Below are 11251 nucleotides of genomic sequence, written 5' to 3'. Positions count from 1 at the left end.
CCTAAAGCCGCGCCGCGTCCGCGCGTGCGCGGATCTCGGCGAAGGTCCAGTCGCGCACCAGGCGCCCGTCCTCCCACACCGTGACCATCGCATCGTCGTAACCGGCCGGCTTTTCCACGTCGTCCAGCGATGCGGCCGTCGCCGCCACCGGTACCGTGCGGAAGCCGCCGTACTCGCGGTGCCGCAGCAGGGTCATGCGGCCACGCTTGCTCTGCTTGCCCTTGTCGGTGACCGGGTCCTTGTAGACGTCGATCCACTCGCCCGCCACGCGTGCGGCCGAGCACTTGAGCGCGAACTTCTGGGTGTCGCGATCCAGCCGCTGCAGCAGCGCACCGCCCATGCCGAAGGCAAGGTTGTCGGTGGCGTAGCCCGCGCTGGTGATGCGCTCCAAGATGGCGCGAATGCTGGTCGGATTGATGCCGTCGCCCTGGATCACCCGCACGTGATTCAGCACCTTGTAGCCCTTGCCGTTGACGGTGTGGCCGAAGGCCTCGTCCAGCAATTCCAGGCACTGGTGGACGACGGCGACCGGATCGCCCGAATCGGGGCGGATGACGACGGTCGCGCCGGAGTCGATCACGTCCTGTTTCAGCGTCGTGCCCCAGTGCTGGCGGATGGCGTGGAAGATGTCGTAGCTGTCCGACACCACCGCGACGATCGAACCCGGTTTCGCGAACTGTCGCAGCATGTTGCGGTACGCCTCGGCTTCGTTCTCGCGGCCCCAGCTGGTGATCGTGCTGTGTTCAGCGGCGGGGATCGAATAGCCCGCCATGGGCTCATGGTAGTGCGCCTTCGCCAGCATCAGGCCGGACACCGTATCGGTGCCGAGGAAGTTGACCAGGTGCGCGGCGCCCCCGATCGCGGCTGATTCCAGGCTGGACACGCCGCGTGCGCCGAAGTCGTGCAGCTTGAAGGGCAGCTGGCCATCGGGATCGTCGCTGGTGCGTTCGAGGAACTGGCGGATCGTCTGCTTCGCGTGCCAGCTGATGGTCGCCACGGTGATCGGATACCAGATGCGCAGCAGCATCGTTTCCAGATAGGACGGCACCCAGAACGCGCGTGGATCGGTCGACTCGATGGTCATCAGCGCTTCGTGCGTCGGCACCACGGTGCCCTCCGGCACTGCGCGGATACGGATCGGCAGGTAACCGCCATGACGATCGACGATGTCGCGCCAGCCAGCTTCGTTGAACGGCTCGCCGTGCGCGGCGAACACCTCGCGCGCCTCGTCCACGTCGGCGTGGGTGACGGGCGTGGCGAGGTATTCCTTCAGGACCGCCTGCAGGCCGAAGAACAGCGTGCGGTCATGGATGCCGCCGCGCGATTCCACGTAGAAGAACGTGGCGTCCGTATCCGGCGGGTACTGCAGCCAATGGCTGGCCTTGTAGCTGTCGGTGTTGAGCAGCAGGTTGCGCAGGCTTCGCATGGCGGCATTCCGCGACGTGGGATGCGTAGTGTCGCAGCCGCCGCCAGGCGTTTCATCCCATGCTCCGCTGGCCTAGGGCTGGCCACCGGGTGCGGCAGCCTCTTGTTCCTGGTCACGCCGGTCCACCACCGCGCGCAGGCGCTGTACGCGGATGCGGGTGCCGCCGGCGTACGTCACATGGAAATAGGTGCCGTCGTGGTGATGGGACTCGACCGGGATGGGGTCGGCGTACTCGGGCAGCTCGAGACGATTGCCCGCGTAGGCGGCCAGCGTTCCGGTCGGTATGAGGACCAGGGGCGGACTTTCGTACTTGAACGAGCTGTACTGGGTGCTGCAACCGAAACAGGGTGGCGAAAAGAAGCTCGGCAGCTTCTTGAGCCAGAGGAAGTACTTGTTCTCGTGCTGGATGCGCACCTGGTCTTCCTTGCCGCCGTGCGATGTGGAGCCCAACGGGCTCCAGACCCGCACTACGCGGGCCACGCTGCAATCGGGTGACGCACATTCCTGGAGCACCAGATACGCATCGTCGCCGAGCCGGATCGGCTGGACCTTCAGGATGTCGCCGGCCACCAGCGGCTGCGCCGCGAACACCACGTACGGCATCCGCGGATCGACCTTGAAGTCACCCGACACCTCGTAGCCACCGCGCACGACGGTGTGCGGTGGCGCCTTGACGACGATGCCCGGCAGTTCCGTCTGCGCCACTGCGGGCACGGCCAAGAGTGCGAGCCCGAGCGCGAGGAGAAGGCGTCGGCAACCGCGAGTCGGCATGAGCATGCCGGTGGCACGGGTCTTCCAGCATGGCATGGCGCGATCCTTGGCCGGGCGATGGTGGCTAAGTCTAGGACGTCGCCGGGTCGGGCGGGAGGTTGCTGCCGGCGACCCTTGCCGCGCATGGCCTGGTCCGCCCGGATGCACCTCGTAGCGGCACGCAGGAGGGGCTACCGAGCCTTCAGACGATCCGTCGAAAGCTTTGCGATCTGCCAGAACAGCAACGCATTGCCCGTGGCCCGGGCCGAGAGCATCGCCCCATGGATCGAAGCCATGAACATGGCGGCTTCTCCCGCGGGCGTTTCGGTCAGGCGCATCACGCCCGTTGTCGCGCCCTCTGTCATGGTCTGCGCAAGCCAGGTCTGGAGATCGTTGAAGTGGCCTGTGACCTCCTCGGCGACCTCCGCCGGGATGGTCGGCAATTCGGCAGCGAGGAGTGCGCAGATGCAGATGGGAGGATTCGACTCCTGTATGCAGTCGGCCCAATAGCGGCTGTAGGCGACGAGTCGCGCGTAGGGATCAGGAATCGATTCCGTGAGGGACTGCAGGCCTAGCCGCAACGCCTGCCGGTGCTGGGCAACGGTCGCCTTGACCAAGTCCACCTTCGCCGGGAAATGGTGGTGGATGCTGGCCTTCCTGACATCCACGAGTTCGGCAATGTCGGCATAGCTGAAGCCGTTGTATCCACCCGACGCCAGCAGCTCGTTGGTCCGCTGGATGATCTCTTGGGCCTTGGTTGAGTACTGGGGCTGGGATTCTGCGGACGACATCAAACGGATCTACCTGGTCTCGAAGGGGCGCTGCTTGTACAGCGCGCGTAGTTGCAGCGGGATGCCCACGATCAGCGCCAGGAAGAGCGCGCCTTGGACACCGAGCAGCAGCGGGTCCTTCAAGTCTGTCACCAGCGGATCGCCGACAGGAAGCCTGCGCAGGCTCTCGCTCACCGTCGGCACCATCAGCAGGAACACGGTAAGGCTCAGCGAAATCGCCTGGATGTACGTCCATAGCGGCTTTGCTGGCTTCCACATCGCGATGCCGTATCCGATCAGGAGAAACGCCAAGGTAATGGTGGCGGCGATGGAGCTCACCGGCTGATGCGCGATGGGGTAGACCGTGAGCACGCCCAGCAGCATGAACCAGAAGTAGGCGCGTCCTGCTTTGGTATCGGGCGCGATCCGTCCGTACTTGACCAGCATGTAGAACGCGAGCGGGATCGCGGGGAGGCTTCCCAGCGTGTGAAGCCAACCGATTGGTGAAATGCCCATGGGGAGAGAGGTTCGGAGGAAGTGCATGGAATCTACCTACCAATAGGTAGGTAAGTCAAGCGAGCTAGATGGCAATGCCTAAGTAGGTGCTGGACGTGAGGGCTGAGGAATCAGGCTGAGCTGTTGGCAAGTACGGGCTCACGTGACCGTCGGCAGCACCTTGCTGAAGCCACCCCTTCCCGCGGCCAAATCACGCCCAACAAAAAACCCGCCTGTCGGCGGGTTCTCTTCAACGCGTTGATTCCGTTCGGGAATCTGGTGGCTATGGGTGGACTCGAACCACCGACCCCAGCATTATGAGTGCTGTGCTCTAACCGGCTGAGCTACATAGCCGCGTGAACCGCGTATTCTTCATTTCCGCCCCCTGTCTGTCAACCGCGCGGCGTGTGCTTGTCGCTCGCGGCAGGGCGTGGCAGAGTCGGGGACAGTAGATTTCAGGAGTCCGCATCGTGATCGATCCGGACGGCTACCGACCCAATGTCGGTATCGTGTTGATGCGGCCGGATGGCCGGGTGTTCTGGGCGCGACGTGTGCGCCGGGACGGCTGGCAGTTCCCGCAGGGCGGCATGAACACGGACGAGACGCCGGTCGAAGCCATGTACCGCGAGTTGCGCGAAGAAACCGGCCTGTTGCCCGAACATGTCGAAGTGCTGGGCGTCACGCCCGGCTGGTTGCGCTATCGGCTGCCGCCACGGGCGATACGCCGGAACGAGCGTCAGGTCTGCATCGGCCAGAAGCAGGTCTGGTTTCTCCTGCGCCTGGTCGGGGACGAAGCCCACCTGCGTCTGGACCTGACCGAGAGCCCGGAGTTCGACCATTGGCGCTGGGTGGATTTCTGGTATCCGGTCGAGCATGTGGTCCTGTTCAAGCGCCGGGTCTACGCCAGTGCGCTGGGGCATCTGGCCGAGTTCGCGCGTGGCGTGGCGGGTGCACAGGCCATCCCGCCCCCCTTGCCGTCGGCCCGACCCCAGGACGGGGCCCGCTGGCGCGGACGTAACCGACCCGGGCGTAAACGCGGCGGCGGCAGCGAACCCGTTCAGAATTGACAATCATTCTCATTTTGGATGAAATGGCGGTGGGCCATTTCGAGCCCGTCGCTCCAGCGCCTACCGTGTACGTCTGCATCTGCAACGGCGTGACCGAACGCCAGATCCGCGAAGCCGCCACTGCCGGATGCACGACCGTGGCCGAGCTGACGATGCGGACCGGTGCGGGCGCCAACTGCGGCAGCTGCCTCGACATGGCGACGGATGTGCTGCACGCCGCGCAGCCCGCGCCGCGTGAGCCGTTGCTTCCGATCCTGACGCTGTCGCACGCGGCCTGACGCACCAGCGACCGCCTGTCGGCGTCGCCCATTTTGCCGAATGATCACGATTCGCGTTCCGTCACGGAGCGCGTGCACGGGCTAACCTTTGCCGTCCTTCCGCCCACGGAGCATGGCCATGAAAGGCGACGCCAAGGTCATCGAGTACCTCAACAAGGCGCTCTACAACGAGCTCACCGCGATCAACCAGTATTTCCTGCACGCGAAGATGCTGAAGAACTGGGGTTTCAAGGAGCTGGCCGAGCACGAGTACAAGGAATCCATCGATGAGATGAAGCACGCCGACAAGCTGTCGGAGCGCATCCTTTTCCTCGACGGGCTGCCGAATTTCCAGGCGCTGGGCAAACTGCGCATCGGCGAGACGCCGCGCGAGATCCTCGAATGCGATCTGGCGCTCGAGCAGGAGGCGCTGCCCCCGCTGCGCGACGCCATCAAGTACTGCGAGTCCGTCGCGGACTACGTCAGCCGCAAGCTGTTCGCCGATATCCTGGATTCAGAGGAAGAACACATCGACTGGCTGGAAACCCAGCTGTCGGTGATCGACCGCATCGGCGAGCCGAACTACCTGCTGACCAAACTCGAAGGCGACGACTGAGGCGTTGCGGCAGGCTGCGGGATCAATGGCCTGCCCAACTGCTGTGCGGCGTACCCCTGCAGCGCCATCCGGGCGCGCGCATATTCGGCGATGACCAGCGCCACGGCCACGGCCGGACGCTCCAGCTTGCGCGCGCGTGCGCCGAGCTCGACCCGCTTCGCGGCGGCGGAGAGGGCCATCGCGCCGACGTTGGCGCTGGATGACTTCAGCGTATGCGCGGCATCGCGCATCGCATCCAGGTCGGGGACGGCCGCCGCCTTCTCGAGCGTCGAAATCAGGCGGGGCGCATCTTCGAGGAACACGGTGATGATGCGTGCGGTTTCGTCGCCGGCGATCTCGCGCAGTTCCTCCAGCATCGTCTGGTCCAGCACCGGGAAACTCGGCGCAGGCGCGCGCGCTGTCGCGACGGCCGGCGCGGGCGGCGTCGGCTCGGCGGGCGTGGCGAGGGCGGCATTGCGGAGCACGAAGTTCATCCGGTCGGGCAGCCAGCGGTTGAGGCAGTTCTCGAGCTGCTCGCGCGAGACCGGTTTGGCGAGGTAGTCGTCCATGCCGGCGTCCAGGCAACGCTGGCGATCGCCGGCCATGGCGTTGGCCGTCATCGCGACGATGGGCAGCCGGCCGCCCGTCGCGCGCTGCGTCTCTATCTCGCGCCAACGGCGCGTGGCCGCATAGCCGTCCAGCACCGGCATCTGGCAGTCCATCAGCACCAGGTCGAAGTGCTCCACCTGCATGCGCTTCAAGGCGACGTCGCCGTTCGGGGCCGTCTCGCATGCGAAGCCAAGCGCGGACAGCAGCTTCTGCGCCACCAGAAGGTTGACGGGATTGTCTTCCACCAGCAGCAGCCGGGGTTCGATGCGCATGGCGCTGACGACCGCAGGTTCGGGTTCGGAGGGTAGTTCGGCGGCGGGTTCCGGCGTGATCACCGTCGGCGCAAAGGCGGCCGTCGCGGTCTCCGCCACCTTGGGTTCCCTGGCGATGGCGACGATCTCCTCCACCATCGGCGCGCCCACATCGGGGTCGCGTTCGGGAGCGGCGCCGGTGAGTGCGGCGCGCAGGTCCGCGTCCGGCGATTGGCGCGACAGCAGGGTGGCGCGGGCATGCAGTTCGGTCGGCACGGTCTCGTCGCCGTACAGCCACACCAGGCGCAGCGAATCGGGCAACGGGCGGCGCGTGATCGCACGGTGCAGCGCGAGCGCGGTGCTGCGGATGCCGCTGATGTCGGCAAGCACGGCGAGATAGTCCTGTTGCCCCTGGTCGGATACCAGGCGCAGGCGGTCCAGCGCTTCCTGCGTGGTTTCCACCGCCACGGGCTGCATGCCCCAGTTGGTGACCAGCAGGGTGAGGCGCTGGCGCAAGCGCGGGTCGGGCGAGACGATCAGCACGCGGCCGTGATCGAGTAGCCCGTTGTCGCGTTGGCGAAGATCGCCGATGACCTTCATCAACGGCACTTCGAACCAGAAGGTCGAACCGCGGCCGACTTCCGACACCACGTCGATCCGGCCCCCCATGAGGTCCACGATACGCCGGCAAATCGCCAGGCCCAGGCCGGTGCCGCCGTACAGGCGCGTGGTCGATGCGTCGGCCTGGCTGAAGGAGTGGAAAAGCCGATGCCGCGCATCCTCTTCGATGCCGATGCCGGTGTCGCGGACTTCGAAGCGCAGCAGGTGCTGCGCGGCGGTTTCGCCGAGGCGGCGGACCACCAGGGTGACGGAGCCGCGTTCGGTGAACTTGATGGCATTGCCGACCAGGTTGGTGAGCACCTGGCGCAGGCGGACGGGGTCGCCACGCACAGGCAACCGCACGGCCGGGTCGAGCTGCAGGCTGAGCTTCAGCCCCTTGTTCTCCGCAGGGCGGTACATCAGCTGGAGCACGCTATCCAGCAGCTCGCGCAGGTTGAAGCCGGTGATCTCGAGGTCGAGCTTGTTGGCCTCGAGTTTCGAGTAGTCGAGGATGTCGTCCACGATGCGCAGCAACTGGTGCGACGAGGCCGTGGCGGTCGCCAGCATCTCGCGCTGGTCGGGCGCCAGCGGCGCGCGCGACAGCATTTCCAGCATCGGCACGATGCCGTTGAGCGGGGTGCGGATCTCGTGGCTCATTGTCGCGAGGAACTCGCCCTTGGCCATCGCCGCGGATTCGGCGGCCTGCTTGGCGCGCACCAGCTCCTGTTCGAGCTGGTCGTGACGTTGCAGGTCGCGGCGCAGCCCGTCGCGCTCGGATTCGGCCATGGCGGCGCGCGCCTGCACGCCGGTGTGCTGATGGGCCTGCGTGCGGGCGCGCAGCGCCTCGGCCAGCGCGCTCGCCAGCGTCGCGCCGCCTGCGCCAAGCGCTACCGGCAGCCAGGGACCCTCAACGCCGGACAGCTGGAGGCCGGCCGCGCCGGCCGTGGCGGCGGCGAGTGCCGTCGTCAGCCAGGGCATCACCGGTGTACGCCCCGCGGCGGGCATGCTTCACAGCACCGCGTTGTGGAAATCGAAGCCGAGCTCGCTGCCGACGGCCTGCACCAGGTTGCCCTGGATGAAGTCGACACCGCCCATCCACATGGCCGCAGCGGCCTGTGGGTCCTCGATCTGCTGGCCGATGACCTGCAGCCCCTGGCGATGCGCGGCGTCGATGACACCGCGCAGTTGGTCGCGCAGCACGGGGTCGGCATGCGCACTCGCGTACTTGCTGGAGACGCGGACGAAACCGAGCGGCAACTGCGTCAGCAGCGCGTCGGCCTCGGTGCCGGGTTCGAACTGGCTCAGGCAGAACTGCACGCCTGCCGGCATCAGCTGCTGGCAGAACTGGCGCAGCGTGACGGTGTGGATCAGCGCATCCGCCAGTCTCAGGTCGATGACCAGCGAAGTGCCCTCGATGCCGCGCGCACGCAGCGCATCGAGCAGCCACTGCGCGTGCGACTCGCGCGCCAGCGAGCGCGGCGACTGAGAGACGAACAGGCGCAGCGACGGGCCTTCGGCCTGACGTTCCGCCAGCACGTACAGCGCGTGCTCCAGTACCCAATGGTCGATCTGGGCGATGCCACCGGCGGACTCCGCCGCCGGGATGACCTGCGAGGCCGATATCAGCGACCCGTCGGCCTGGCGCATGCGCAACAGCACCTGGTACTGCGCCTGGTCGCTGCCGGCGACCGCGACGATCGGTTGGTAGGCGAGTTCGAACTGGCCGTCCTCGAGCGAGATGCTCGGCGCATCCTCGTCGATCTGCGCGGGTTCGTAAGCGGCAAGGCTCTCCGGCTTCAGGCGCGCCTGCAGCACCGCGCGTTCGGTCGCTTCCAGCGCGCTGCCGGCATCGGCGAAGCCGAGCGAGAGCGCGGTGTAACCGACCGAGCCGCGCAGCTTCAGGGGCTCATTGGCGCGCGCCTGGAAGTCGTGGGCCGTCAGGCCGTCGCGCAGCTGCTGCGCCAGGGCGGCCAGCGTGCCTTCGTCGACGGTGTCGGCCAGCATCAGGAAACTGTTGTCGTTCAGGCGTGCGACGGGGTGCGGCGAGGCGGCGGCCGCGAGCTGGCGGCCGGCCTGGTTCATCAGATGCTCGAACACGGCATAGCCGTAGCGCTCGCGCAGGCTCAGCGCGCTGCTGACCTCGACGAAGAACAGGCCGCCGCCGGCATTGCGCTGCAGGCTGTCGGTCAGGTGCTGCAGGACGAACGTGCGCGTGGGCAGCCCGGTTTCGGTGTTCAGCGTCGCGCGCGGCAAGGCCTGCTGGCGCTGCCGCGAGCGGAGGATGCGGTTGGAGACGGCGGCGATCAGGTGGCGGGGCCGGATCGGCTTGTTGAGGAAATCGTCCGCGCCGCTTTCCAGCACTTCGAACTGGCGCTCCGGATCCGGGTCGCCGGTGAGGAAGACGATCGGCAGGTGCAGGTATTCGGGCTGCTGGCGGATCAGCATCGTCAGCGACATGCCGTCCTTGCCCGGCATGTGCAGGTCCATCAGGACGAGGTCCGGATGGAAGCGCCGCATCGCGTCCAGGACGCCATCGGACTGCATCTGGACTTCGGCCTGCATGCCGGCGCCGTGCAGCACGCTCTGGGCGAACAGGGCCTGGCCGCGGTCGTCCTCGACGATCAGCACGCGGTACGGGGACTCGGGATCCACCGGTGGCGCCGGGTGGGAAGCATCGCTGGCCGCCGGTGCGGGCACCGGGACGGGGGATGGGGTGGGTTCGGCAGGGGGCGGCGGGGTCATTTCGACGGGCTCTCCGGCTCCGGGCAGGTCCGCGTCTTCGGGGGCGGCATCGCCCGCCCAGCGGCGCCAGTACTGCGCCGGTGGGGTTTCGGCACGCAGGCGCGAGCGCGGGGGCTCATCCTGCATGCGGGACGTGGAATCGATGGCGGACATCAGGCTTCCCCAAGCTGAGCCCCATTATGCGATGAAGTTCACAGGTGAGGCAGACCCATGATCCCCGATGCGCTGGCGCCTGTCACGGGCCAGAGGTCGGGGGTGACGCCGTCGATGCGGGCAGCGGCGGGAAAAGACGCTTGAGTCCGCGCGACAACGTGCGCCAGACCCACCACACGGCGATGGCCACCAGCAGCGACACTCCGACTACCAGGAACAACGCAATCCAGGGGTGGGCAAAGGCCAGTGAGAGGCCGCCGACCACCACGGCGTCTTCGGCGACGGAGGCGGTCCAGTTGCTGACCGGCTCCGGGGACGTGTTCATCAGCGCGCGAGAGCCGCTTTTCAGCAGGTGGCTGGTCAGGGCCACGCCGGCGCCGGCCGCCAGCGCGCCCCCGCTGAGCTGGCCATCCGGGGACAGGGTGGCGGCAGCCAGGAAGGCGCCGGCCGGCACGCGCGCGAGCGTCTGCAGCAGGTCCCAGCCCGAATCGACGCCGGGGATCTTGTCGGCGAAGAACTCGGTCAGCGCGAGCGCGCCGGAGGTGCCGAGCACCCACCAGGATTCGGTCACCTGCAGGGCCGGCGGCAGGTCCAGCCAACCGAGCGCACCGGCCAGTCCCAGACCGAACACGGTCAGATAGACACGGATGCCCGCCATCCATGCCAACAGGATCCCAATTACGAAAAGATGCGCTTCGGACATGTCAGCCACTCCCGGTAAACTCGAGGACTCGCGCCACTGCGGCGAGTATAGGGGTCCCGTCTGGCTGCCGGCTGAGTGCCGGACGCCGTCTGTCCGTCATGTCCGAGCGTCTTCCGTCCCGTTTCCGCATCGTGCCGCGCGATGCGGCCGTGCGTCGCCGCGGTACGTCGTTCCTCTTCGTGCTGGCATGGGTGGGCAGCGTGGCCGCCGCCTGGTTCATCGCCAGCCACACGGCGGCGCCGCGACTGGCGCAGGCCGACGCGGCGCGCGCGCGCGCCGAGCGCAACATCGCGGCGGTCCGCGGCGAACTGCGCTCGCTGCAGCAGCGCGAATCGACCCTCGCGCGCTCCGACCAGATCAGCCGGGCCGCCAATGCCGAAGTCCAGGACGCGCTGGCCGAACGCGACGAGGAAATCGCCGCATTGCGTGCCGATGTCGCCTTCTACGAGCGCCTCGTCGGCGCCACCAGCCAGCGCAAGGGCCTGGGCGTGCATGTGGCGGAATTCGCGCCGGCGTCGGGCGGCGCGTGGCGCTACCAGATCATGCTGACCCAGACCCTCAACCGCGGCGCGATCAGCCAGGGCCAGATGCGCTTCACCGTGGAAGGCGTGCGCAACGGCAAGCTCGCCGCGGTGGCCTGGGACGAACTGCACCAGCAGCGCGGCGCGCCGGGACAGGCGTACTCGTTCCGATATTTCCAGCAGTTGGATGGCAACGTGATGCTGCCGACCGGGTTCACGCCGCAGCGCGTCAAGGTGACGCTGCACGGCGATGATACGGCGGTGGAACAGGCCTTCGACTGGAAGACCGCTACCGCCGCAGGAGGCAAGTGA

The 11251-nt window shown here is 67.3% G+C and carries 11 protein-coding genes and 1 tRNA gene; 4 read left to right on the top strand and 8 right to left on the bottom strand.

The window, feature by feature from the left end; all coding sequences use genetic code 11:
• Position 1: 1 nt before the first annotated feature.
• The 5 genes from BLT45_RS15330 to BLT45_RS15310 form a co-directional block, all read right to left on the bottom strand.
• On the bottom strand, positions 2-1426 hold the full coding sequence (locus BLT45_RS15330; RefSeq protein ID WP_093301821.1) for a nicotinate phosphoribosyltransferase: 1425 nt from the start codon (positions 1424-1426) through the stop codon (positions 2-4).
• Positions 1427-1498: 72 nt separating this feature from the next.
• A complete protein-coding gene (locus tag BLT45_RS15325) occupies positions 1499-2146 on the bottom strand; it encodes a hypothetical protein (RefSeq protein ID WP_093301818.1) in 648 nt (215 codons plus the stop codon).
• Between the two features lie 221 nt (positions 2147-2367).
• Entirely contained in the window at positions 2368-2967 is a 600-nt protein-coding gene (locus BLT45_RS15320) for a TetR/AcrR family transcriptional regulator (protein WP_093301816.1), read from the bottom strand.
• A 9-nt stretch (positions 2968-2976) separates the two neighbouring features.
• On the bottom strand, positions 2977-3393 hold the full coding sequence (locus BLT45_RS15315) for a hypothetical protein (protein ID WP_254771901.1): 417 nt from the start codon (positions 3391-3393) through the stop codon (positions 2977-2979).
• A gap of 325 nt (positions 3394-3718) precedes the next feature.
• Positions 3719-3795: transfer RNA gene (locus BLT45_RS15310), tRNA-Met, on the bottom strand.
• Positions 3796-3911: 116 nt separating this feature from the next.
• Between BLT45_RS15310 and BLT45_RS15305 the strand changes: the two genes are divergently transcribed.
• The 3 genes from BLT45_RS15305 (at position 3912) to bfr (ending at position 5381) form a co-directional block, all read left to right on the top strand.
• Positions 3912-4508: an RNA pyrophosphohydrolase gene (locus BLT45_RS15305; protein WP_093301813.1), complete on the top strand. Its 597-nt coding sequence runs from the start codon at positions 3912-3914 to the stop codon at positions 4506-4508.
• A gap of 65 nt (positions 4509-4573) precedes the next feature.
• Complete coding sequence (locus BLT45_RS15300) at positions 4574-4786, top strand: (2Fe-2S)-binding protein (RefSeq protein WP_093302211.1); 213 nt, start codon at positions 4574-4576, stop codon at positions 4784-4786.
• Positions 4787-4904: 118 nt separating this feature from the next.
• On the top strand, positions 4905-5381 hold the full coding sequence (gene bfr / locus BLT45_RS15295; RefSeq protein WP_093302207.1) for a bacterioferritin: 477 nt from the start codon (positions 4905-4907) through the stop codon (positions 5379-5381).
• Here bfr and BLT45_RS15290 read toward each other — a convergent pair.
• The 3 genes from BLT45_RS15290 to BLT45_RS15280 all read right to left on the bottom strand — a co-directional run bounded on the left by BLT45_RS15290 (position 5348) and on the right by BLT45_RS15280 (position 10418).
• Positions 5348-7798: an ATP-binding protein gene (locus BLT45_RS15290; RefSeq protein WP_093301810.1), complete on the bottom strand. Its 2451-nt coding sequence runs from the start codon at positions 7796-7798 to the stop codon at positions 5348-5350. The genes bfr and BLT45_RS15290 overlap by 34 nt on opposite strands.
• A 30-nt stretch (positions 7799-7828) precedes the next feature.
• On the bottom strand, positions 7829-9715 hold the full coding sequence (locus tag BLT45_RS15285) for an EAL domain-containing protein (RefSeq protein ID WP_093301807.1): 1887 nt from the start codon (positions 9713-9715) through the stop codon (positions 7829-7831).
• 82 nt (positions 9716-9797) lie between these two features.
• The gene (locus tag BLT45_RS15280) at positions 9798-10418 is read right to left on the bottom strand and encodes a DUF4126 domain-containing protein (RefSeq protein ID WP_093301805.1); all 621 of its coding nucleotides are present in this window, start codon (positions 10416-10418) and stop codon (positions 9798-9800) included.
• 98 nt (positions 10419-10516) lie between these two features.
• Between BLT45_RS15280 and BLT45_RS15275 the strand changes: the two genes are divergently transcribed.
• Complete coding sequence (locus tag BLT45_RS15275) at positions 10517-11251, top strand: DUF6776 family protein (protein WP_093301803.1); 735 nt, start codon at positions 10517-10519, stop codon at positions 11249-11251.

The sequence above is a fragment of the Pseudoxanthomonas sp. CF385 genome (assembly GCF_900104255.1).
In the GTDB taxonomy this organism is placed as follows: domain Bacteria; phylum Pseudomonadota; class Gammaproteobacteria; order Xanthomonadales; family Xanthomonadaceae; genus Pseudoxanthomonas_A.
This window is presented reverse-complemented; position numbering and strand designations above follow the sequence as displayed.

Coding starts and splice junctions, on each gene's coding strand:
- BLT45_RS15330 (WP_093301821.1), bottom strand. CDS start 1,426: ATGCGAAGCCTGCGCAACCTGCTGCTCAACACCGACAGCTACAAGGCC.
- BLT45_RS15320 (WP_093301816.1), bottom strand. CDS start 2,967: ATGTCGTCCGCAGAATCCCAGCCCCAGTACTCAACCAAGGCCCAAGAG.
- BLT45_RS15315 (WP_254771901.1), bottom strand. CDS start 3,393: ATGCTGGTCAAGTACGGACGGATCGCGCCCGATACCAAAGCAGGACGC.
- bfr (WP_093302207.1), top strand. CDS start 4,905: ATGAAAGGCGACGCCAAGGTCATCGAGTACCTCAACAAGGCGCTCTAC.
- BLT45_RS15290 (WP_093301810.1), bottom strand. CDS start 7,798: ATGCCCTGGCTGACGACGGCACTCGCCGCCGCCACGGCCGGCGCGGCC.
- BLT45_RS15285 (WP_093301807.1), bottom strand. CDS start 9,715: ATGTCCGCCATCGATTCCACGTCCCGCATGCAGGATGAGCCCCCGCGC.
- BLT45_RS15280 (WP_093301805.1), bottom strand. CDS start 10,418: ATGTCCGAAGCGCATCTTTTCGTAATTGGGATCCTGTTGGCATGGATG.
- BLT45_RS15275 (WP_093301803.1), top strand. CDS start 10,517: ATGTCCGAGCGTCTTCCGTCCCGTTTCCGCATCGTGCCGCGCGATGCG.